Origin of the sequence: Kaistia adipata DSM 17808 (genome assembly GCF_000423225.1) — a bacterium.
GTDB classification, from domain to species: Bacteria; Pseudomonadota; Alphaproteobacteria; order Rhizobiales; family Kaistiaceae; genus Kaistia; species Kaistia adipata.
Genome location: NZ_AUHO01000006.1, coordinates 604,904 through 625,510 on the forward strand (window position 1 = coordinate 604,904; position 20,607 = coordinate 625,510).

Annotated in this window: 20 protein-coding genes and 1 tRNA gene; 6 read left to right on the forward strand and 15 right to left on the reverse strand. The window is 66.5% G+C overall.

What is annotated here, in order from left to right; genetic code table 11:
- Nucleotides 1-39: 39 nt before the first annotated feature.
- Nucleotides 40-288, forward strand: a complete 249-nt coding sequence (locus G539_RS0103115) for a hypothetical protein (protein ID WP_029073902.1) — start codon at nucleotides 40-42, stop codon at nucleotides 286-288.
- A gap of 15 nt (nucleotides 289-303) precedes the next feature.
- Here G539_RS0103115 and G539_RS0103120 read toward each other — a convergent pair whose 3' ends face one another.
- The 5 genes from G539_RS0103120 to G539_RS0103140 form a co-directional block, all read right to left on the reverse strand.
- Nucleotides 304-1,119: an endonuclease/exonuclease/phosphatase family protein gene (locus G539_RS0103120; protein ID WP_029073903.1), complete on the reverse strand. Its 816-nt coding sequence runs from the start codon at nucleotides 1,117-1,119 to the stop codon at nucleotides 304-306.
- A gap of 87 nt (nucleotides 1,120-1,206) precedes the next feature.
- On the reverse strand, nucleotides 1,207-1,488 hold the full coding sequence (locus G539_RS0103125; protein WP_029073904.1) for a hypothetical protein: 282 nt from the start codon (nucleotides 1,486-1,488) through the stop codon (nucleotides 1,207-1,209).
- A gap of 75 nt (nucleotides 1,489-1,563) precedes the next feature.
- Nucleotides 1,564-4,668 (reverse strand): efflux RND transporter permease subunit, encoded by a 3,105-nt coding sequence (locus G539_RS23530; protein WP_084639762.1) that lies wholly within the window; start codon nucleotides 4,666-4,668, stop codon nucleotides 1,564-1,566.
- Complete coding sequence (locus tag G539_RS0103135; RefSeq protein WP_035829911.1) at nucleotides 4,668-5,771, reverse strand: efflux RND transporter periplasmic adaptor subunit; 1,104 nt, start codon at nucleotides 5,769-5,771, stop codon at nucleotides 4,668-4,670. The genes G539_RS23530 and G539_RS0103135 overlap by 1 nt, the downstream gene beginning before the upstream one ends.
- A gap of 117 nt (nucleotides 5,772-5,888) precedes the next feature.
- Nucleotides 5,889-7,232, reverse strand: coding sequence for a UDP-glucose dehydrogenase family protein (locus G539_RS0103140; RefSeq protein ID WP_029073906.1), 1,344 nt, complete (start codon nucleotides 7,230-7,232; stop codon nucleotides 5,889-5,891).
- A gap of 225 nt (nucleotides 7,233-7,457) precedes the next feature.
- Between G539_RS0103140 and G539_RS0103145 the strand changes: the two genes are divergently transcribed.
- Nucleotides 7,458-7,533: transfer RNA gene (locus tag G539_RS0103145), tRNA-Lys, on the forward strand.
- Between the two features lie 61 nt (nucleotides 7,534-7,594).
- On the forward strand, nucleotides 7,595-7,918 hold the full coding sequence (locus G539_RS0103150; protein ID WP_029073907.1) for a YnfA family protein: 324 nt from the start codon (nucleotides 7,595-7,597) through the stop codon (nucleotides 7,916-7,918).
- Nucleotides 7,919-7,933: 15 nt separating this feature from the next.
- Here G539_RS0103150 and G539_RS0103155 read toward each other — a convergent pair whose 3' ends face one another.
- The 4 genes from G539_RS0103155 to G539_RS0103170 form a co-directional block, all read right to left on the reverse strand.
- On the reverse strand, nucleotides 7,934-8,416 hold the full coding sequence (locus G539_RS0103155; RefSeq protein WP_029073908.1) for a hypothetical protein: 483 nt from the start codon (nucleotides 8,414-8,416) through the stop codon (nucleotides 7,934-7,936).
- A gap of 78 nt (nucleotides 8,417-8,494) precedes the next feature.
- Entirely contained in the window at nucleotides 8,495-10,021 is a 1,527-nt protein-coding gene (locus G539_RS0103160; RefSeq protein WP_029073909.1) for a DHA2 family efflux MFS transporter permease subunit, read from the reverse strand.
- Nucleotides 10,021-11,085 carry an HlyD family secretion protein gene (locus G539_RS0103165; RefSeq protein ID WP_425402339.1) on the reverse strand — a complete coding sequence of 355 codons (1,065 nt, stop codon included), beginning with the start codon at nucleotides 11,083-11,085 and terminating at the stop codon, nucleotides 10,021-10,023. Before G539_RS0103165 ends, G539_RS0103160 begins: the two co-directional genes overlap by 1 nt.
- 208 nt (nucleotides 11,086-11,293) lie before the next feature.
- Nucleotides 11,294-11,530 carry an Lrp/AsnC ligand binding domain-containing protein gene (locus G539_RS0103170; RefSeq protein ID WP_018184528.1) on the reverse strand — a complete coding sequence of 79 codons (237 nt, stop codon included), beginning with the start codon at nucleotides 11,528-11,530 and terminating at the stop codon, nucleotides 11,294-11,296.
- Nucleotides 11,531-11,711: 181 nt separating this feature from the next.
- Here G539_RS0103170 and G539_RS0103175 point away from each other — a divergent pair, with 181 nt between their 5' ends.
- Nucleotides 11,712-12,140: a DUF4864 domain-containing protein gene (locus G539_RS0103175; RefSeq protein WP_029073911.1), complete on the forward strand. Its 429-nt coding sequence runs from the start codon at nucleotides 11,712-11,714 to the stop codon at nucleotides 12,138-12,140.
- 139 nt (nucleotides 12,141-12,279) lie between these two features.
- Complete coding sequence (locus tag G539_RS0103180; protein WP_029073912.1) at nucleotides 12,280-12,915, forward strand: MarC family protein; 636 nt, start codon at nucleotides 12,280-12,282, stop codon at nucleotides 12,913-12,915.
- Between the two features lie 409 nt (nucleotides 12,916-13,324).
- On the opposite strand, the gene tgt is transcribed toward G539_RS0103180, so the two are convergent.
- From tgt to coaD, 5 genes are all read right to left on the reverse strand, one after another.
- Entirely contained in the window at nucleotides 13,325-14,458 is a 1,134-nt protein-coding gene (gene tgt / locus G539_RS0103185) for a tRNA guanosine(34) transglycosylase Tgt (RefSeq protein WP_029073913.1), read from the reverse strand.
- A complete protein-coding gene (gene queA, locus G539_RS0103190; RefSeq protein WP_029073914.1) occupies nucleotides 14,455-15,534 on the reverse strand; it encodes a tRNA preQ1(34) S-adenosylmethionine ribosyltransferase-isomerase QueA in 1,080 nt (359 codons plus the stop codon). The genes tgt and queA overlap by 4 nt, the downstream gene beginning before the upstream one ends.
- A 104-nt stretch (nucleotides 15,535-15,638) precedes the next feature.
- Entirely contained in the window at nucleotides 15,639-16,112 is a 474-nt protein-coding gene (locus tag G539_RS0103195) for a peptidylprolyl isomerase (RefSeq protein WP_029073915.1), read from the reverse strand.
- Between the two features lie 88 nt (nucleotides 16,113-16,200).
- Nucleotides 16,201-16,728: a peptidylprolyl isomerase gene (locus tag G539_RS0103200; RefSeq protein ID WP_035830252.1), complete on the reverse strand. Its 528-nt coding sequence runs from the start codon at nucleotides 16,726-16,728 to the stop codon at nucleotides 16,201-16,203.
- A gap of 64 nt (nucleotides 16,729-16,792) precedes the next feature.
- Nucleotides 16,793-17,287 carry a pantetheine-phosphate adenylyltransferase gene (gene coaD, locus G539_RS0103205; RefSeq protein ID WP_029073917.1) on the reverse strand — a complete coding sequence of 165 codons (495 nt, stop codon included), beginning with the start codon at nucleotides 17,285-17,287 and terminating at the stop codon, nucleotides 16,793-16,795.
- A 204-nt stretch (nucleotides 17,288-17,491) separates the two neighbouring features.
- Between coaD and G539_RS0103210 the strand changes: the two genes are divergently transcribed.
- Complete coding sequence (locus tag G539_RS0103210; protein ID WP_029073918.1) at nucleotides 17,492-17,719, forward strand: hypothetical protein; 228 nt, start codon at nucleotides 17,492-17,494, stop codon at nucleotides 17,717-17,719.
- An 86-nt stretch (nucleotides 17,720-17,805) separates the two neighbouring features.
- Here the strand turns inward: G539_RS0103210 and gyrA are convergent, their stop codons facing one another.
- The gene (gyrA, locus tag G539_RS23535) at nucleotides 17,806-20,472 is read right to left on the reverse strand and encodes a DNA gyrase subunit A (RefSeq protein WP_245576796.1); all 2,667 of its coding nucleotides are present in this window, start codon (nucleotides 20,470-20,472) and stop codon (nucleotides 17,806-17,808) included.
- Nucleotides 20,473-20,607: the final 135 nt, after the last annotated feature.

Sequence of the window (20,607 nt, forward strand, 5' to 3'; positions counted from 1 at the left end):
GTTACTCCAGAGCGCATCGAGCCGCGGGGAGGTGTTCCAATGGGTAAGTCGGTTGCCAAGCCGTCCCTCGGCACGCGCACGCTCGATTTCGGGTCGAGCTTTGCGGCGGGAGCGATGATGCTCTCGCGCATGAATCGATCCGAACTTTCGCGCTTCGACGACCTCGTCGCCGATCTCTGCTGCCTGCGCGTGTCGGGCCTCCGGAGCGAGGATGCCGTCGAGTCGCAGCTGGCGGCCCGCCGGCGGTGGCTGCGCCAGAGCGCCCGCAGGGACAACAGCAAGGGTTAACGGCGCGCCGGCGCGTTAGCCATTTGTCAACATGCCGGTATCCCTCGCCCCGACGCGTTCCGTCTTGTGGGCGCCCGTCGCCGCGTGCGCGCCGAAATCGAGGTCGACAACCAGCGGCAGATGGTCGGAGGCGACGCGGGCGAGCGGCGTCCGGACCACCTCGACATTGTGGATCCGCGCCTGGCCCCGCAGCCAGACATGGTCGATCCGCAGCGCCGGCAGACGGCCCGGGAAGGTCGGCTTGGCCTTGCGCTCGCCCCAGGCCTTCTGCACATCGACGAATTCGGAGGCGAGCCGGCGATAGGGCGCCAGTCCCGGCGGCGCGTTGAAGTCGCCGAGGAAGACAACCGGATCACGGCAGTCGGGATGGCCGAGCCAGTCGGGCCCCAGCAGCGTCGAGAGCTGCAGCATCTGCTCGTGCGGCCAGACGCCGAGATGGGTGTTGACCACCTGCACGGCGACGCCGCCTCCGACATCGACCGAGGCCCAGAGCGCGCCCCGCGGCTCCACCTTGATGCGGTCGTGGAAGCCCGGCAGCACCCCCGTCTTGCGCATCGAGTAGGGCAGCGCCGTCAGGATGGCGTCGCCATAATGCTCGTCCGGACCGATCCGGGTCGACGGGTGGAAATGCACGTCCATGCCGAGCAGGTCGGCCAGCATGCGCGCCTGGTCGATGCGGCCGCTGCGCGGGCGGCCGACGTCGATTTCCTGCAACGCGACAATGTCCGGCTCGCAGCGTTCAATCACATTGGCGATGCGCTCTGGCGACATCTGCTTGTCGATGCCGACGCAGGCGTGGACGTTGTAGGAGAGGATGCGGACGCTCTTCATGATTCCCACAGTAGCGGGGAAGCGGGCCAAGGCAATTCACCCTTTGCCCAATGTGCAGATATTCCGAGAGTTCCCGAGCCCCTGCCCTCAGCTGCGGCGACGGTGAATCGCCGTGCCGAGCGCCGCGACCCAGGTGCGCGCCGGCTTGAAGTCGGGTTCCGCCTTGCCCGCCTCCAGCTCGGCGATGAGCACGTCGAGCTTGGCGGCGATCACCTCCAGCGTCTCGCGATCATACTTGTCCATGGCGGGGTCGACCTCGACCTCGCGGCGGATGACGGCGAAGGTTTCGCGCCAGGTTTCCGTGTCGCCGGCCGTCGCGCCCGGCTGCAGGGCGTTGTGCAGCCCGCCGAGAAGTTCCAGAACGTCCATCTTGTCCCTACCTGCTGATGCTTGGGCCTCCTTATCCCCCCTGCGCCCCTTGCCTTCAAGGGCACAAGCTCGCGATCAGCCGGCCGGAACCGCCTCCGCCTCGCTCGGCCGCGCGGAGCCGGGGTCGCGCGAGGCCGGCTCTCGGATGCGGAAGCAGGCGACATAGAGCGCCGGCAGGAACAGAAGCGTCAGCAGCGTCGCGCCGGCCAGGCCGCCGACGATGGCATAGGCCATCGGCCCCCAGAACACGTCGCTCATGATCGGGATCATGCCGAGGATCGCCGCCGAGGCGGTCAGCATGATCGGCCGGAAGCGGTGCTGCGCCGCCTCGATCACCGCCTCCCAGGCGTCCTCGCCCCCCTTGCGCGTGTGCTCGATCTGGTCGATCAGGATCACCGAGTTGCGGATGATCATGCCGGCCAGCGCGATGATGCCGAGCGTCGCGACGAAGCCCATCGGCGTGTCAGTGAGCAGCAGCGCCGCCACCACGCCGATCAGGCCGAGCGGCGCGACGCTGATCACCATCAGCAGCCGCGACACGCTCTGGAGCTGCACCATCAGCACGATCAGCATCATGCCGACCATGATCGGCACCTGCGCCATCAGCGCGGCGTTGCTCTGCGCGCTCTTCTCGACCGTGCCGCCATCGACGATCGCCGCGCCGAACGGAAGCGAACCGCGGATCTTGTCGACTTCCGGCTGCAGCCGCTGATACACGGTCGCCGCCTGCAATCCGGGCATCATGTTGGCCTGCACGGTCATGGTCGGCACGCCGTCGCGTAGGCCGACATAGCCCTCGTCGAGCACATAGTCGATCGAGGCGACCTCGCGCAGCGGCACGGAATGACCGCTGGGCAGGCTGATCTGCAGGTTGCGCACGCCGTCGAGCGAGGCGCGGGTGCCGTCATCGGCGCGCGCCACCACGTCGATCAGGTAGATCGAGTCGCGGAGCTGCGTGATGGTGGTGCCGGAGAGGACCGTCTGCAGCGCCTGCGACATGGTCTTGGAGCTCAGCCCGACCCGCCGGGCGGCGTCCTGGTCAACAACGATCCGCAGCGTCTTGTTCTTGACGCTCCAGTCGAAGTTGATGTCGCGCGCCAGGCCGGACGCGTTCATCACGGCGACGAGCTCGTCCGCGAACTTGCGCGCCTCGTCCGGCGTGCGGCCGGTGACGCGGTACTGGATCGGCCAGCCGACCGGCGGTCCAAGCTCCAGGTCCTGCACGAAGGTGGTCGCCTCCGGCGCCGTCGTCGGCAAGGCCGCCACCAGCTTCGCCTTGACCCGCTCGCGCTCCTCCAGCCCCTTGTTGACAATGACGAACTGGCCGACGAAGGGATTGTCGCTCAGCACGGCGAGCGGCAGATAGAAGCGGATCGCGCCGCCACCGATGTAGTTCGAGTAGCGCTCGACGTCGGGGTCGCCGTCAAGCAGGGTCTGGATGCGGGTGATGACGGCCTCGGTGGCGAAGATCGAGGATGATGTCGGCATGTTGACCGTCACGAGCAGCTCCGGCCGGTCGGACGACGGGAAGAACTGCCGCTGCACGAATTGCTGGCCATAGAGCGCCAGCACCAGCAGGCCGACCGCAACGGCGATGGTGACGTATCGCAGCCGCATGCAGGCCAGCAGCAGATGCTTGTAGATCGTGGTCACCCAGCCATATTCGCGGGCGCCTTCCTTGTGCTTCTTGACGATCTTGTCGGGCAGCACCGCGACGCCGATGACCGGGGCGAAGACGACGGCCACGAACCAGGACGAGGTCAGCGCCATCGCGATGACGGCGAACAGCGAGAAGCAGTACTGGCCGGTATTGCTCTCGGCGAAGCCGATCGGGAAGAAGCCGAGGATCGTGACCAGCGTGCCGGTCAGCATCGGAAACGCCGTCGTGACATAGGCGAAGGTCGCCGCCTTCGCCTTCGCGTAGCCTTCCTCGATCTTCGAGATCATCATCTCGATGGTGATCATGGCGTCATCGACCAGAAGCCCGAGCGCGATGATCAGCGCGCCGAGCGAGATGCGCTGCAGGCTGATCCCGGCAAGCTCCATGCCGATGAAGACGATCGAGAGAACGAGCGGGATCGACAGGGCGACGACGAGGCCGGCGCGCAGGCCGAGGCTGAGGAAGCTGACCGCGAGCACGATGATCAGCGCCTCGAGCAGCGCATCGGTGAAGCCGGCGATGGAATGCTTGACGACCTGGGGCTGATCCGAGACGAGCACCACGTCGATGCCGATCGGAAATTCCTGCTGCAGTTGCGCCGCGATCCTGGCCAGTCCCTCGCCGAATTCCAGGTTGTTGCCGCCAGATTTCATCGACATGCCGAGCCCGATCGCCGGCTTGCCGTTGACGCGGAACATCTTGGTCGGCGGATCGACATAGCCCTCCTCGACCGTCGCGATCGTCGTCAGCTTGAAGAAGCGGTCGTTGATGAAGAGATTGACCGCTTCCAGGCTCTCCTTGGTGAGAAAGCCGCCGGTGACGTTGACGAGGATGTTTTCGTCCTGCGTGTTAACCACGCCGGACGGCACCAGCGCGTTCTGGTCGGCGACGGATTCCAGAACGCTGTTCAGGCTGAGGCCGAGGGCGGCGAGCTTCTGCGGCGCGAAGGACAGGTAGAATGTCTGGTCCTGCTGGCCGAACATCGTCACCTTGGCGACGTCGCTGCCGTTCTGGAAGGCCACCTTCGCCTGCTCGGCGAAATCGCGCACCTGGCGTTGCGTGAAGCCGTCATAGGTGAGGCCGTAGACCACGCCGAAGACGTCGCCGAACTCGTCGTTGAAGAACGGCCCCTGGATGCCCTGCGGGAAGTTCTGCCGGATGTCGTAGACCTTCTTGCGCACCTCGTACCAGATGAACGGGATCTGTTCCGGCGGGGTCGACTGCAGCAGATTCACATAGATGACCGCCTGGCCGGGCGTCGTATAGGAATTGATGTAGTCGATGTTCGGCGTCTCGCGCAGCTTCTTCTCGAGCCGCTCGGTGATCTGGGCGATCGTGTCTTCGGTCGTCGCGCCGGGCCAGTTGACCTGCACCAGCATGGTCTGGACGGCGAAGTCGGGATCCTCCTCGCGTCCGAGGCTCATGTAGGACTTCACGCCCGCCAGCAGGCAGAGCACCATGAAGAAGGTGACGAGCGTCTTGTGGTTGATCGCCCATTCCGAGAGATTGACGCCACCCATCACTTCGCCCCGGCCTGCTCGATGGCGACCTTCTGACCTTCGGCGAGCGAATTGACCCCCGCGACGACGACCCGTTCCCCGGTCTCGAGGCCGCCCTTCACCGTCACGGTCTTGGCGTCATACTGGCCGATCGTCACCGGCACCTTCTTGACCGTGCTGTCGGGCTCGGAAACGATCCACACCGCCGGACTGTCGCCGGTCTGCAGGATGGCGGTCGCCGGCAGAGTGACGACGATGTCGCCCTGGAAATTGACCTCGCCGACCACGACCGCGCCGATGAACATTTCCGGCGGCGGATTGTCCAGCGTCACCTTCACCGTGTAGGTGCCGGTGATCGGATCCGCGTTCGGCGCGATCTCGCGCACCTGGCCGGTGGTCTGGACGTCAGGCTTCGCCTGCAGCCAGACCTTGACGTTCATGCCCACCCTGGCGAGCGCGATGTTGAGGACCGAGATGGAGAAGACGCCGTCGCGCGCGTCGAAGCTCGACAGCTGCACGACCATCTCGCCCGCCTGAACAACCTGACCGACATTGGCGCCAACCTGGGTGACCACGCCGTCCGTGGGGGCGTTCAGCGTCGTGTAGGCCAGCTGATCCTTGGCCAGCTTCAGGTCGGCCTGCGCCCCCATCAGGCCTGCCCGCGCCGCCTGCAGGTCCTTCAGCGCCTGGTCGTAGCGCGCCTGCGAGGTGAACCCGTTCGCGAGCAGCTGCTTGAAGCGGCTTTCCTCGCCGCTCGCCTGGTCGAGCGCGGCCTGCGCGTTGTTCACGCCGGACTGGGCCGAAGTCAGCTTCGATTCGTAGTCGACCGGATCGATGGTGGCGAGGATGTCGCCTTCCTTCACCGAATTGCCGATGTCGACATTGCGGCTCAGCAGCCGCCCGCTGACCAGGAAGCCGATATTGTTGATATAGCGCGCCTCGACCGTGCCGCTGCCCTGCCCTTCGAGCTTCAGCGGCTTGGGGTCGACCACGACCGTGTGCACGACCCGCGGAGGCAGCGGCGCCGGCTTTTCCTCGGAGCAGCCGGCGAGCGGCAGGCCAAAGCCCCCGGCAAGCAAAACCGCAGCCAGAACCTTCGCACCCCGACCAGACAGCATTGGCATTCCACCCCGATTCCATCCAGAAACCGGGGTTATCATGCAAATTCCCCTACGGAATCACCAGTACTTCTCGAAGGGAACCGTCAAGAAGTCCAGTGATCCCGTTGCGGGATACAGCGGTTACTCTGCGGCGACATCCAGCTGGAACGAGCCGTCATCGCCCGGCCGACCGACGCTCACATAGCGGAATCCCTCGCGCACCACGTCGTCGCGACGATAGATGTTGCGCAGGTCGACCAGCAGCGGCGTCCGCATCACACCATGCAGCCGCTTCAGGTCGAGCGCGCGGAAGGTATTCCACTCCGTCACGATGACGAGCGCGTCGGCGTCGGTCGCCGCGTCATAGGCGTCGGTGGCGTAGGTGACGTCGCTGAGCAGCTGGCGCGCGGGCTCCATGCCCTCGGGGTCATAGGCCGCGATGGTCGCGCCGGCGTCCTGCAGCGCCTGGATGATCGACAGCGACGGCGCCTCGCGCATGTCGTCGGTGTTCGGCTTGAAGGTCAGGCCCAGCACCGCGACCTTCTTGCCGCGGATGTCGCCGTCGCTCGCCTGGATCACCTTGCGCGCCATGGCGCGCTTGCGCTGGTCGTTGATAGAGACGGTCGTCTCGATCAGCCGCAGCGGCGTGCCGTGGTCCTGCGCCGTCTTGACGAGGGCGAGCGTATCCTTCGGGAAGCAGGAGCCTCCATAGCCGGGACCGGCGTGCAGGAATTTCGGGCCGATGCGGTTGTCGAGGCCGATGCCGCGCGACACCGCCTGCACGTCGGCGCCGACGCTCTCGCACAGATCCGCCATCTCGTTGATGAAGGTGATCTTCATGGCGAGGAAGGCGTTGGCGGCGTATTTGATCAGCTCCGAGGAACGGCGCGACGTGAACAGGATCGGCGCCTGGTTCAGGTAGAGCGGCCGGTAGACCTCCGCCATCTCCGCCCTGCCGCGCTCGCCCTCGAGGCCGACGACGATGCGGTCGGGTCGCTTGAAGTCGTCGATCGCAGCGCCCTCGCGCAGGAACTCCGGATTGGAGACGACGGCGACGTCGGCGTCCGGATTGGCCTCTCGGATGACGCGCTCGACCTCGTCGCCGGTGCCGACCGGCACGGTCGACTTGGTGACCACGACGGTGAAGCCGCGCGCCGCCTGGGCGATTTCGCGCGCCGCGGCATAGACATAGGAGAGATCGGCATGGCCATCGCCGCGCCGCGACGGTGTGCCGACGGCGATGAACACGACGTCGGCGGCGGCGACCGGCTCGGCCAGCTCGGTGGTAAAGGAAAGGCGCCCGGCGCGGACGTTGCTCGCGACCAGCTCCTCGAGGCCAGGCTCGTAGATCGGGATCTGGTTGCGCTTCAGCGCGTCGATCTTCGCCGCATCCTTGTCGATGCAGGTGACGTCATGGCCGAAATCAGCGAGACAAGCGCCGGACACGAGCCCGACATAACCAGAACCGATCATCGCGATGCGCATGTTGACGCCTTCGTTTTCTTCTTGGATGGGAACATCGGCCGATACTAGCCGAGGATTGTGGCCGCGTCATAACCCCAATCGGGATCGGTTTCTCGCAGGAATCGGTCCATGAGGGGCTCCGGCCGGATAAAACCGTGGACCATTCTCCGGACGGGTCGCGCCAACGTCTTGACCCGCCCCCGCGCGGCGACTAGGTTCCGCCCCAATTCGAGGCGACGCCTCGACGAGCCCGTAGCTCAGCCGGTAGAGCACGTGACTTTTAATCATGGGGTCTCGGGTTCGAATCCCGACGGGCTCACCACTCCCCTGATGTTCCGACCTTCGCGGCGCGCCGGCAGCGCTCCTGCGACGGAACCCGCTTCATGACCACGATCGCCCTCTACGTCGCCGCCGCGCTGGCCGAGATCGCCGGCTGCTTCGCCTTCTGGGCCTGGCTGCGGCTCGGCCGCTCGGCTTGGTGGCTGCTGCCGGGCACGCTGTCGCTGGTGCTGTTCGCGGCCCTTTTGACGCTGGTGCCGACCGCGGCGGCCGGACGCGCCTATGCCGCCTATGGCGGCATCTACATCATGCTGTCGCTGGTCTGGCTCTGGCTCGCCGAGGGCGTCCGGCCCGACCGCTTCGATGTCGCCGGTGCCCTCGTCTGCCTGGGCGGCGCGGCGATCATCCTGTTCGCGCCGCGCGGCTGATTCCCGCCTCGCTGACTACTGCGCCCTGGGCGGCTTGCCGTTCGACTTGAACCAGCCGGTGAAGGTGCCCTGCGCGGTCTCGGCGCTGCAGGTGACGACGGACGGCTTGCCCGAATAGGGATCGCTGAACTTGCAGAGGCCGTCCTTCACCTGAATGACCTTCGGCTCCTTGCCCGGCGCGCGGACGCTGACTTCCGTCACCGGCACGCCGGCAACGCCGGTCTTCTTGTCGCCCGCCATCTTGGTCACGTCACCGGTGAAGCCGACGAGCTGCTTGCCCTGGGTGAAGATGAACATCACCACGCCGCCCGGCAGCGGCGCGCTCGCCACCTCGTTCTTGCACTGCTTGGTGACGTCCTTGCCGGAGACGACCAGCTTGGAGCACTTGCCGGCGCTCACCATCACGGGCGGCGGCGGCGGGGTCTTGCCCTGGGCGTGGCCGGCGGCCGGCAGGGCCAGCGTCAGGGCGGTCGCGATCAGGCTCAGCTTCTTCATCATGTCGTCTCGCTGCGAATCCGGTCTGTTGATGGGGCGAGCATCCGGAGAATTGTGGCATCCCGAGGGAGTTTCGGCTCCCTAGGGCGACGATGGCGCGGCGCGCAACGGCCGCGTGTTCTTGAGCAGGAAGACGAGCGGCATGATCAGGATGGTGATGTACATCATCAGCAGGAAATTGTCGGCATAGGCGATGGTCGTCGCCTGCACGTCGATCAGCTCGTTGACGCTCGCCTTGCCGCCCAGCGTGTCGAGCGCCAGCACCGGCCCCAGCTCCTGCACGGCGCGGCTATAGGGCGAGACATGCGCGGCGAGATCGGCATGCATGGTCGCCGTGTTGCGCGTCAGCAGGAAGGTGGTGACCGAGATGCCGACGCTGGAGCCGACATTGCGGATCAGGCTGTAGAAGCCGGTTCCCTGCGTGCGGAGCGAGGCGTCCAGCGTCGCGAAGGTAACGGTGCTCAGCGGCACGAAGACGAAGCCGAGGCCGAAGCCCTGGATCAGGCCGGTCTTGATGATCGTCGCCTCCGAGATGTCCGGCGTGAACTGGCTCATCTGGTAGAGCGCCACCGCCGTCAGGCCGAGGCCGACCCAAAGCAGGTATTTCGTGTCGACGACGCTCATCAGCCGCCCGACCAGCAGCATCGCCGCCATGGTGCCGATGCCGCGCGGCGCCAGCACGAGGCCCGCCGTCAACACGGGATAGCCCATCAGTCGCTCGAGATAGGGCGAGAGCAGCGACAAAGTCGCCAGCAGCACGGCGCCGACGACGAAGATCAGCACCTGGCCCATGACGAAGTTGCGGTCGGCGAAAAGCCGCCCGTCGAGGAAGGGCTGGCGCGCCGTCATGGTGTGGACGACGAAGAGATAGAGGCCGAGGACCGCCAGCGCGAACTCGACCTGGATCTCGGTCGACTGGAACCAGTTCAGCTGCTCGCCGCGATCGAGGAACAACTGCAGCGCCGCGATGGCGAGGCCGAGCGTGGCGAAGCCGAACCAGTCGAGCCGCGCCTTGACCGAGCCCGTCCGCCCTTCGAGGAAGCCGAAGGCGAGCACCAGCGTCAGGATGCCGAGCGGCACGTTGACGTAGAACACCCAGCGCCAGTCGTAATACTGCGTCAGCCAGCCGCCGAGGGTGGGGCCGAGGATCGGCCCGAGCATCACGCCGAGGCCGAAGATCGCCATCGCCTGGCCGCGCTGGCGCAGCGGATAGCTGTCGAGCAGGACGGCCTGCGACAGCGGCACCACCGGCGCGCCGAAGGCGCCCTGGATCAGCCGATAGATCACCATCTGCTCGATGCTGGTCGCCGTGCCGCACAGCATCGACGCGACGACGAAGCCGGTGACGCAGACGATGAAGAGCTGGCGCCGGCCAAAGCGCGCCTCGAGCCAGCCGGTCGCCGGCGTCAGGATCGCCGCGGCGACGATATAGGAGGTCAGCACCCAGTTGACCTGCGTGCTGGTCGTCGCGAGGCTGCCCTGCATGTAGGGCAGCGCCACGTTGGCGATGGTCGAATCCAGCGCCTGCATCAGCGTCGCGATCATGACGCAGGCCGTGACGGCAGCGCGCCTCGAACCGCTCACCGGCGTCGCGGCGATGTCCGACATCAGTCGATCCCCACCATGCCCTTGAGATCGCTCCAGAGCGTCTCGAGCGTGCGGTGATAGCCGGTGTTGATGGAAACGGTCGCGCTGGCGCCGTCGCGCATGACGACCTCAGGCTCCGGATTGGAGATCCGCAGCCGCACCGGCATGCGCTGCACCACCTTGACCCAGTTGCCGGAAGCATTCTGGGCCGGCAGGAGGGCGAAGACCGAGCCGCTGGCCGGCGAGATGCTCTGGACCACCGCGTGCAGCGTCACGTCAGGATAGGAATCGAGCACGACCGTCGCGGGATCGCCGATCTTGATGTGCGTGAGATCGGTTTCCTTGATGTTGGCGTCGACCCAGCTGTCGGCGCCGATCAGGCTGAAGGCCGTCTGGCCGGTCGACAGGAAGCTGCCGGGCTGGACGTTCTCGACCTGCGTGACGGTGCCGGCGAACGGTGCCAGGATCCGCGTCAGGCGGACATTGCGCTCGGCCAGCTCGACCTGGGCCTTGGCGGCGAGATAGACGGCGTGCTGCTCCAGCGGCTTGTCGATGTTGCCGCCGAGTTCGGCGAGCGTCGCGGCGGCGCCGGATTCGGCCGCCAGCTTCGCCTGCTGGGCGACGCGCAGGTTCTTCTGCGCCTGATCGAAGGCGGCGCGCGTCTCGACGCTATCCTTCACCAGCGCGTTGACGCGATCGAATTCCTGCTGCGCGAAGGTGAGGTCGGCGGTCGCCTGGACGACGCTCGCCTGCTGCTGGCGATAGGTCAGCACCAGGCCCTGCAGCTTCTCGGTCGCCTGCTCGAGCTCGGCGCGCGCCTGATCGAGCGCGATCTGGAACGGCTGGGGATCGATCTCGAACAGGAGATCGCCCTCGTTGACGATCTGGTTCGGCATCACGCCGACCTTGATCACCTGGCCCGTCACCTGCGGCGTGATCGCGACATTCGACGTGCCGACATACGAATCGTCCTCGGAGACGAACTGACCGCCGGAGAGATAGAGCCAGAGGCCGATTCCGATGGCGGCGACCGGTCCGGCGATCAGCAGCGTGCGCCGCAAGGCCGGATGCTTCGGGGTCTGCACGACGGGTTCCGCAGCATTCGAGGTCGAGTCCACCAGCAATCTCCACGTCTCGGCACTTTCGGCGTGCAAGCCGCCGGATACTTCATCTCTCGGTGGCAAACCCGTCATGATCAAGCGGGCGGGCCGCCGATTCACGGGGATTGCCTCACTGCCGCGCAAGCGACGATAGATCAACCGGCCCTTGCGATAGAAATGGTACAGCGGGCGACTAGAAGGCCCGGAAGGTCATGATCGTACGGGTGTCGCGAATGCCGTCGAAGCGCTGCACCGATTCGGTGACGAAATGGCCGGGATCGGCATCGTCCGGCAGGTAGAACTTGACGAGCAGGTCGAACTCGCCGGCGGTCGAATAGATCTCCGAGGCGATCTCGGCATCCGCGATGGCGTTGGCCACCTCATAGGCGCGGCCGAGATGGCATTTGATCTGGACGAAAAGAGCTCGCATCGGGGGCCTCCGGCAGGGCGTGACGTGAGCCCGGGATAACAGGTCTGATCCCCTCCCCGCAATGTGGGGCCGCGCCGGCGCGGCCGATCCGCCATCGCGTCGCGAAACCTTGCCGCGCGGGCCGGCGTAGCTAGTTGGAACCGAAAGGGCCGTCGCTCACGGCCCGGAGAGGAGTTCCGCCATGATCCGCTTCATCCTCGCGACCGGCCTGCTGCTCGCGGCCCTCTTCCCCGGCATGGCGCCCGCCGCCGAGCCGAGCGCCGCCGAGCGGGGCGCGCTCAAGCAGATCGTGCAGGGCCAGCTCGACGCCTTCCAGCGCGACGACGGCGTCGCAGCCTATGGCTATGCCGCGCCCGGCATCCAGCGCCTGTTCCCGTCGCCCGACATCTTCCTCGGCATGGTGCGCCAGGCCTATCCGCCGATCTACCGGCCGCGCAGCGTCGCCTATGGCGAGATCGCCGACAGCCCGATCGGCCTGTTGCAGAAGGTCTATGTCACCGGTCCGGACGGCAGCAACTGGATCGCCGTCTACCGCTTCGAGCAGCAACCCGACGGCAGCTGGAAGATCGCCGGCTGCACGCTGATCAAGGACACCGCTCCAACGATCTAGGCATCGCCTCGCCGCCGCCCTGCCCCTCGGCCAAGCGCGCGCTTTTGCGCCCAATCGCGGGCGAGGATCCGCTTGACCTACCCCGAGGCGATGGAAAGGATGCAACGCAACTCATTCGATGGCACGGGGGCCGGGGCACATGGATTTCGCGTTCGCGATCAAGATCTTCTCTGCGTTGTTCGCGATCATGAATCCGATCGCCAACCTGCCGATCTTCCTCTCGCTGACCACCGGGATGACCGAGGGCGAGCAGCGGCGCACGGCGATCCTCGTCACCATCACGGTCGCCATCGGCAGCCTGATCTCCGCCGTCGCCGGGACCGCCATCCTCGGCTTCTTCGGCCTCGACGTGAACCATTTCCGTCTCGCCGGCGGCCTGATCGTGCTGCTCATCGCGCTCAACATGCTGAACGGCGCGGACAGCCCGTCCCATGCCGGATCGCCCGAGGAGCAGAAGAGCTTCAAGAGCGCCAGCAACGTCGCCTTCTATCCGCTGAGCATCCCGATCCTGCTCGGCCCGGGCACCATCTCGGCCCTCGTCGTCTATGCGCATGAGGCGAAGGCGGGCGGCGACGTCGTCGCCTTCTCGGCCGGCGTCATCGCCTTCGTCGCCTTGCTCGGCGCCGTGCTGATCAGCGGCCCCTTCATCGGTCGCGTCGTCTCGCCGACGATCATGACCGTGACCAAGCGGCTGATGGGCATGATCCTCGCGGCGATCGCCATGGAGATGCTGGTCGCGAGCCTGACCGCGCTGTTCCCGGGCTGGGCGAGCTGAGGCACGCCGCGCCTCGCCTATGTAGGCTCAGCCTCTCACCACCCGCGCCGTCATCCCTGCGCAAGCAGGGATCCACGCAGCGACGAGGCTCGGGCACAGCGGAGCAAGCACCACCGGATCCGTCCGCGCCCAGCGCGAGGGAAAGGTGAATCCCTGCTTGCGCAGGGATGACGGCGGAGATTTTCTGCGAATTCGGCGCGCGACCCACCGTCGTCAACATGCTGAGGGGCCCCGAAGGGCCGTCTCGAAGCACGCAGAGCCCCCGTACCATCGATAGGTCGACTGCCCTCACGCCGTGCGTCCTTCGAGACGCCTTGCTTCGCAAGGCTCCTCAGGATGTTGAGATCGAACCCTGCACGCACGCCGTGAAGGATGAGGCTCCGCGCCGACGGACGCCGGGCCTCGGCTCCTACAGCGCCGGGATGTCGCCCCTCGCCCAGCCTTCCTTGGTGGCGAGGCGGAAGGCTTCGAAGCGCTGCTCGTCGATCGAGGCGCGGATGCCGGCCATGAGCGTCTGGTAATAGGCGAGGTTGTTCCAGGTCAGGAGCATCGCCGCCAGCGTCTCGTTCGCCTTGAACAGGTGATGCAGGTAGGCGCGGGAATAGTCGCGGCTCGCCGGACAGTCGGACGCCTCGTCGAGAGGACGGTGATCCTCGGCGTGGCGGGCGTTCTTCAGGTTCACCTTGCCGAAGCGCGTGAAGGCGAGGCCGTGCCGGCCGGCGCGGGTCGGCATCACGCAGTCGAACATGTCGACGCCGCGCGCGACGGATTCGAGGATGTCGTCCGGCGTGCCGACGCCCATCAGGTAGCGCGGCTTCTCCTCGGGCAGCTCCGGCGTCGTCACCATCAGCATCTCGAGCATGACATGCTGCGGCTCGCCGACGGCGAGACCGCCGATCGAATAGCCCTTGAAATCCATCGCCTTCAGCGCCTGGGCGCTCTCGACGCGCAGGCGCGGGCTGTCGCCACCCTGGACGATGCCGAAGATCGCCTTGCCGGGCTGGTCGCCAAAGGCGGCCTTGGAGCGCTCGGCCCAGCGCAGCGACAGGTTCATCGCGCGCTCGATTTCCTTCTCGGTCGTCGGCAGGCCGACGCACTCGTCGAGCTGCATCTGGATATCGCTGTCGAGCAGGCCCTGGATCTCGACGGAGCGCTCCGGCGTCAGCTCGTAGCGGCGGCCGTCGATGTGGCTCTGGAAGGTGACGCCGTGCTCATTGAGCTTGCGGAGCTGCGCCAGCGACATGACCTGGAAGCCGCCGGAATCCGTCAGGATCGGATGCGGCCAGTTGGCGAAGGTGTGCAGGCCGCCGAGCTTGGCGACCCGCTCGGCGCCCGGCCGCAGCATCAGGTGATAGGTGTTGCCGAGGATGATGTCGGCGCCGAGCTCGCGCACCTGGCCCGGATACATCGCCTTCACCGTGCCGGCCGTGCCGACCGGCATGAAGGCGGGCGTGCGGATCGTTCCGCGCGGCATCGAGATCTCGCCGCGACGCGCCATGCCGTCCTTGGCGAGCAGGGTGAAGGTGAAGCGCTCGGTCATCAGGTCTCGCTCGGGAAAAGCAGCGACGCGTCGCCGTAGGAATAGAAGCGGTAGCCGGTCTCGATCGCGTGGGCATAGGCCGCCTGCATCGTCTCCAGTCCGGCGAAGGCGGAAACGAGCATGAACAGCGTCGAGCGCGGCAGGTGGAAATTGGTCATCAAGAGGTCGATCGCGCGGAAGCGATAGCCGGGCGTGATGAAGATCGAGGTCGGGCCGTTGAACGGCCGGATGACCTTGTCCTCGCCGGCCGCGCTCTCGAGCAGGCGGAGCGACGTGGTGCCGACGGCGATGACGCGGTTGCCACGTGCCCGCACCGCGTTCAGCGCGTCGGCGGTCGCGGCGGAAACCTCGCCGCGCTCGGCATGCATCTTGTGCTCGGCCGTATCGTCGGCCTTCACGGGCAGGAAGGTGCCGGCGCCGACATGCAGCGTCACGAAATGCCGCTCGACCCCGAGCGCATCAAGGCGCGCGAAAAGATCGGGCGTGAAATGCAGGCCGGCGGTCGGCGCCGCGACGGCGCCCTCCTCGCGGGCATAGATGGTCTGGTAGTCGCGCCGGTCCTCGTCGTCCTCATGGCGCTTGGAGGCGATGTAGGGCGGCAGCGGGATGTGGCCGACCGAGGCGATCGCTTCGTCGAGGATCGGACCCGAGAGGTCGAAGGCGAGCACGACTTCGCCGGCGTCGCCCTTCTCGGCCACGGTGGCGGCGAGGCCGGCGATCAGGCAGGCGCGATCTTCCGTCTCGCCGAACTGGATGCGGTCGCCGAGCTGCAGCTTCTTCGCCGGGCGCACGAAGGCGCGCCAGCGGTCGCCCGCCTCGCGCATGTGCAGCGTCACGGCGATGCGGGCCGAAACGCCGTCGCGCACGCGCTCGCCGAAGAGCTGGGCCGGGATCACCTTGGTGTCGTTGAAGACGAGCGCGTCGCCGGGCCGCAGCAGGTCCGGCAGCTCGCGCACGATGCGGTCCTCGAGGGGCTCGCCCTGCCGGACGACGAGCAGGCGCGCGCTATCGCGCGGCCGGGCCGGACGCAGGGCGATGTTCTCCTCGGGGAGATCGAAATCGAAAAGGTCGACGCGCATGATGCTCAAACAAAGAGGGACGCCGTCATGGACGGCGTCCCTCTCCTAATCAGCCGGGCCCGGCATTGCAAACGGCTTGGCGCCGCAGCCTGCCGGACGGGTCGTCACGCCGCGTCGGCGGCGACCTTCATCGAGACGATCTTGTCCGGGTTCTGGACCGGCTCGCCGCGCTTGATCTTGTCGATGTTGTCCATGCCCTCGATGACCTGGCCCCAGACGGTGTACTGGCCGTCGAGGAAGCGGGCGTCGCCGAAGCAGAGGAAGAACTGGCTGTCGCCCGAATCCGGGTTCTGGGCGCGGGCCATCGACGCGGTGCCGCGGACGTGCGGCTCGCGCGAGAACTCGGCCTTCAGCTTCTTGCCCGAACCGCCCATGCCGGTGCCGGTCGGATCGCCCGTCTGGGCCATGAAGCCGTCGATCACGCGATGGAAGACGATGCCGTCATAAAAGCCCTCTCGGGCCAGTTCCTTGATGCGCGCGACGTGGTTCGGCGCGAGGTCCGGACGCAGCGCGATGATCGCCGTGCCCTGGGTGGTCTCGAGGATGAGGGTGTTCTCCGGGTCCTTGATGTCGGCCACGGGTCGTCTCCTTCTGAGGAGCCGCGCCTTGGGGCGGCGCGGCAAAGTGCCGACGGCGCTGCGTCGGCGGCGATGATCGCGCCGGCGCCTACTTGGCGTCGGCGGCGACCTGCATCTTCACGATCTTGTCGGGGTTCGCCGGCGGCTCGCCCTTGGCGATCTTGTCGACGAACTGCATGCCGTCGACGACCTCGCCCCAGGCGGTGTACTGGCCGTCGAGGAAGCCGCCATCGGCGAACATGATGAAGAACTGCGAATTGGCGGAATCGGGGTTCTGCGAGCGCGCCATGCCGAGCGTGCCGCGGGCGAAATGCGCCTTCGAGAACTCGGCCTTCAGGTCGGACTCCTTCGAGCCGCCCATGCCGGTGCCGGTCGGATCGCCCGTCTGGGCCATGAAGCCGTCGATCACGCGGTGGAAGACGATGCCGTCATAGAAGCCCTCGCGCGTCAGCTTCTTGATCTGGGCGACGTGCTTCGGCGCGAGGTCGGGGCGCAGCTTGATCACCACGCGACCATCCTTGAGGTCGAGATAGATCGTGTTCTCGGGATCGAGCTTCTCGCTCGCGGCCTGGGCGGGCGCGGCGATGAACAGGAAGGCGGCGACAAGAGCCGCCATCAGGCCAAGGAAACGGGTCACGAGGTTCTCCGGTGTGGGAACGCTGCCGCCGGTCGCGGCGGCATCAGGAACTGAATTTTTGTGTCAGCTTTCGGGCAACGCAAGGTGGTACGAACGGCGCGACATCGCCACCCATTTTCGCGATCTGCCGCACCAATGTCGCGGTGATGTGACGGGTTGCGGGCGTGGCGGGAAGGAAAACCGTCCGGATCGCCGGCGCCATCGCGCCGTTCATGCCGGTGAGTTGCATCTCGTAGTCGAGATCGGTGCCGTCGCGCAGGCCGCGGATCATCAGCGACGCGCCGGCGTCGCGCGCCGCGTCGACCGTCAGCCCGTCAAAGGCGATGACCTCGACCCGACCCGCGTCCTCGCCGATTTCGCCGACGATCTCGCGGATCAGCGCGACCCGCTCGTCGAAGGAGAACAGCGGTGTCTTGCCCGGATGGACGCCGATCGCGACCACCAGCCGGTCGGCCAGCGCGAGGCCGGCCTCCAGCATGTCGCGATGGCCGTTGGTCGGCGGGTCGAACGACCCCGGATAGAAGGCTATGCGCGCCATGATCACAACTTGCTCCCGGACCGGTCTCGGATTCTCACGCAAGGTTTACAAAAGGGAAGCGAACAAGTTCGGGGAACCAACTTCCCAAACCGGCATTGCCTCCCCAGATGAACAGCAAATGAACCGCGCCTTGTGATGCCGTTCATAGGCAGTAGGGCATGTTGCGTTCAAGTTCCGGCGCAACAAGACAGAGGGAGCCGATCCATGACGACGTGGTTCCACACCACCATTCTCGCGACCTGCGCCGCTGCCACCATCGCGGTCGGCTTCGCCAGCGCCGCCGTCTACACGGACAGGGATATCCCGGCTGCGAAGAAGACAGACCGCCTGGTCACGGCGCCGGCGACCCCGGATGCCCGCACCATCACTGTCGTCGACAGCCAGCAGGGCATGTCCGTCATCACCCGCGTTCCCGTCTCGGACGCGAACTGAGGGTTTCCCCTCACCCCTGACCTTCCAAACCCTTCTCGTGAAAACGCCGGCCTTTACCCCGAGGCCGGCGTTCTCGTTTTCCGTGCTCAGGCCGCCGGCGGCGCCTCTTCCTCGTCTTCCTCGACATCGGACAGGCGATCGACCGAGACGACCTTCTCGCTCTCGTTCGTGTTGAACACGATGACGCCCTGCGAGCCGCGGCCGACGATGCGGATCGGCTTGTCGCCGCCGACCGGCATGCGGATCATCTGGCCACCATCGGTCACCAGCATGATCTGGTCGCTGTCCTCGACCGGGAACGAGGCGATCAGCTTGCCGTTGCGCTCGTTCACCGCCATGGCGACGATTCCCTTACCGCCGCGGCCGGTGATGCGGTACTCGAAGGACGACGTCCGCTTGCCATAGCCGTTCTCGGAAATGGTGAGGACGAACTGCTCGGCCGCGCTCATTTCGGCGTAGCGCGTCTGCGGCAGCGTATCGCTGCCAACGACTTCGTCCGCATCGTGCTCGATGACCGTCGCATCCTCGACCTCGCCGCGCACCGCGCGGCTCATCTTCAGATAGGCGGCGCGCTCGTCGCCATTGGCGTCGAAGTGATGCAGGATCGCCATCGAGATGATGCGGTCGCCCTCGGCCAGCGCGATGCCGCGCACGCCGGTCGAGTCACGGCCCTTGAAGACGCGGACGTCGGTGACCGCGAAGCGGATGCACTGGCCGTCGGCGGTCGTCAGCAGCACGTCGTCATGCTCGGAGCAGAGCTGGACATCGACGATCGCATCGTCCTCGTCGTCGAACTTCATGGCGATCTTGCCATTGCGGTTCACCTGGACGAAGTCGGACAGCTTGTTGCGGCGAACCGTGCCGCGCGTCGTCGCGAACATGACGTCGAGCGTCGACCAGCTCTCCTCGTCCTCCGGCAAAAGCAGGATCGAGGTGATGCGCTCGCCGTCCTGCAGCGGCAGGAGGTTGTTCAGGAACTTGCCGCGAGCCTGCGGAGCGGCCAGCGGCAGGCGCCAGACCTTCATCTTGTAGGCGATGCCGCGCGACGAGAAGAACACCACCGGCGTGTGGGTATTGGTCACGAACAGGCGGGTGACGAAATCCTCGTCCTTGGTCGCCATGCCCGAACGGCCCTTGCCGCCGCGATGCTGGGCCCGGTAGGTCACCAGCGGCACGCGCTTGATGTAGCCCTCGTGGCTGACCGTGACGACCATGTCCTCGCGCTGGATGAGGTCCTCGTCCTCGAAATCGGCGCCACCCTCGACGATCTCGGTCTTGCGCGGCGTGGCGAATTCGTCGCGGACCGCGATGAGCTCGTCGCGGACGATGCCGATGATGCGGGCGCGCGAACGCAGGATGTCGAGGTAGTCGGCGATCTCGGCGCCGAGCTTGGCCAGCTCGTCGGCGATCTCGTCGCGGCCGAGCGCGGTCAGGCGCTGCAGGCGCAGATCGAGGATGGCGCGGGCCTGCGCCTCGGACAGCTGGTAGGTGCCGTCCTCGGACAGGTTGTAGCGCGGGTCGGCGATCAGCGCGATCAGCGGCGCGATATCGCCCGCCGGCCAGTGGCGCGCCATCAACTGCTCGCGCGCCGTCGACGGATCGGGCGCGGTGCGGATCAGGTGGATGACTTCGTCGATATTGGCGACGGCGATGCCGAGGCCGAGCAAGATGTGCGCCCGGTCACGCGCCTTGGCGAGCAGGAAGCGCGTGCGGCGAGTGACGACCTCTTCGCGGAACGACACGAAGGCCTGGATCAGGTCCTTCAGGTTCATCAACTGCGGCTTGCCGCCGGTCAGCGCCACCATGTTGACGCCGAACGACGTCTGCAGCGGCGAATAGCGATAGACCTGGTTCAGCACGACGTCGGCGACGGCGTCACGCTTCAGCTCGATCACCACCCGCATACCCAGGCGGTCGGACTCGTCACGGATGTCGGAGATGCCCTCGATGCGCTTGTCGCGCACGAGCTCGGCGATCTTCTCGATCATCGACGCCTTGTTCACCTGGTACGGGATCTCGTGGATGACGAGAGCCTCGCGCTCCTTGCGAACCGTCTCGGTGGTCACGCGGCCGCGCATCAGGATCGAGCCACGGCCCTCGTGATAGGCGGCGCGGATGCCGGCGCGGCCCATGATCAGGCCGGCGGTGGGGAAATCCGGACCCGGCATGATCTCCATCATCTCGTCGATGGTGATGGCCGGGTTCTCGAGATAGGCGATGCAGGTGTCGATCACCTCGCCGAGATTGTGCGAGGGGATGTTGGTCGCCATGCCGACGGCGATGCCGCCGGCGCCGTTGACGAGCAGGTTCGGGAAGCGCGCCGGCAGGACGACGGGCTCGCGCTCCGAATTATCGTAGTTGTCCTGGAAGTCGACCGTGTCCTTGTCGAGATCCTCGAGCAGGGAATGGGCCGGCTTGGCGAGGCGGACCTCGGTGTAACGCATGGCCGCCGGGCTATCGCCGTCGACCGAGCCGAAATTGCCCTGACCGTCGGCCAGCATGACGCGCATGGAGAAATCCTGCGCCATGCGGACCAGCGCCATGTAGACCGACTGGTCGCCATGCGGATGGTACTTACCGATCACGTCACCGACGACGCGGGCCGACTTGCGGTACGACTTGTTCCAGTCGTAGCCGTTCTCGTTCATCGAATAGAGGATGCGGCGGTGCACCGGCTTCAGGCCGTCACGCGCGTCCGGAAGCGCGCGGCTCACGATCACGCTCATCGCGTAATCGAGATAGCTCCGCTTCATCTCATCGGTGATCGAGATCGTTTCAAAGTCGGAAGGCCGGCCATCACCCGGCTCGTCGGGGCGCGGCGGCTCATTGATATCGGACAAGTTATTTTCCGGAATCAGTTTCGATTGCCGACATCATAGAGCCCGCGT

What these genes read in the sequence shown, in the direction of transcription:
- G539_RS0103115 (WP_029073902.1), top strand. Translation starts at nt 40, where the DNA reads ATGGGTAAGTCGGTTGCCAAGCCGTCCCTCGGCACGCGCACGCTCGAT.
- G539_RS0103120 (WP_029073903.1), bottom strand. Translation starts at nt 1,119, where the DNA reads ATGAAGAGCGTCCGCATCCTCTCCTACAACGTCCACGCCTGCGTCGGC.
- G539_RS0103125 (WP_029073904.1), bottom strand. Translation starts at nt 1,488, where the DNA reads ATGGACGTTCTGGAACTTCTCGGCGGGCTGCACAACGCCCTGCAGCCG.
- G539_RS23530 (WP_084639762.1), bottom strand. Translation starts at nt 4,668, where the DNA reads ATGGGTGGCGTCAATCTCTCGGAATGGGCGATCAACCACAAGACGCTC.
- G539_RS0103135 (WP_035829911.1), bottom strand. Translation starts at nt 5,771, where the DNA reads ATGCCAATGCTGTCTGGTCGGGGTGCGAAGGTTCTGGCTGCGGTTTTG.
- G539_RS0103140 (WP_029073906.1), bottom strand. Translation starts at nt 7,232, where the DNA reads ATGCGCATCGCGATGATCGGTTCTGGTTATGTCGGGCTCGTGTCCGGC.
- G539_RS0103150 (WP_029073907.1), top strand. Translation starts at nt 7,595, where the DNA reads ATGACCACGATCGCCCTCTACGTCGCCGCCGCGCTGGCCGAGATCGCC.
- G539_RS0103155 (WP_029073908.1), bottom strand. Translation starts at nt 8,416, where the DNA reads ATGATGAAGAAGCTGAGCCTGATCGCGACCGCCCTGACGCTGGCCCTG.
- G539_RS0103160 (WP_029073909.1), bottom strand. Translation starts at nt 10,021, where the DNA reads ATGTCGGACATCGCCGCGACGCCGGTGAGCGGTTCGAGGCGCGCTGCC.
- G539_RS0103170 (WP_018184528.1), bottom strand. Translation starts at nt 11,530, where the DNA reads ATGCGAGCTCTTTTCGTCCAGATCAAATGCCATCTCGGCCGCGCCTAT.
- G539_RS0103175 (WP_029073911.1), top strand. Translation starts at nt 11,712, where the DNA reads ATGATCCGCTTCATCCTCGCGACCGGCCTGCTGCTCGCGGCCCTCTTC.
- G539_RS0103180 (WP_029073912.1), top strand. Translation starts at nt 12,280, where the DNA reads ATGGATTTCGCGTTCGCGATCAAGATCTTCTCTGCGTTGTTCGCGATC.
- queA (WP_029073914.1), bottom strand. Translation starts at nt 15,534, where the DNA reads ATGCGCGTCGACCTTTTCGATTTCGATCTCCCCGAGGAGAACATCGCC.
- G539_RS0103200 (WP_035830252.1), bottom strand. Translation starts at nt 16,728, where the DNA reads ATGGCGGCTCTTGTCGCCGCCTTCCTGTTCATCGCCGCGCCCGCCCAG.
- coaD (WP_029073917.1), bottom strand. Translation starts at nt 17,287, where the DNA reads ATGGCGCGCATAGCCTTCTATCCGGGGTCGTTCGACCCGCCGACCAAC.
- G539_RS0103210 (WP_029073918.1), top strand. Translation starts at nt 17,492, where the DNA reads ATGACGACGTGGTTCCACACCACCATTCTCGCGACCTGCGCCGCTGCC.
- gyrA (WP_245576796.1), bottom strand. Translation starts at nt 20,472, where the DNA reads ATGAAGCGGAGCTATCTCGATTACGCGATGAGCGTGATCGTGAGCCGC.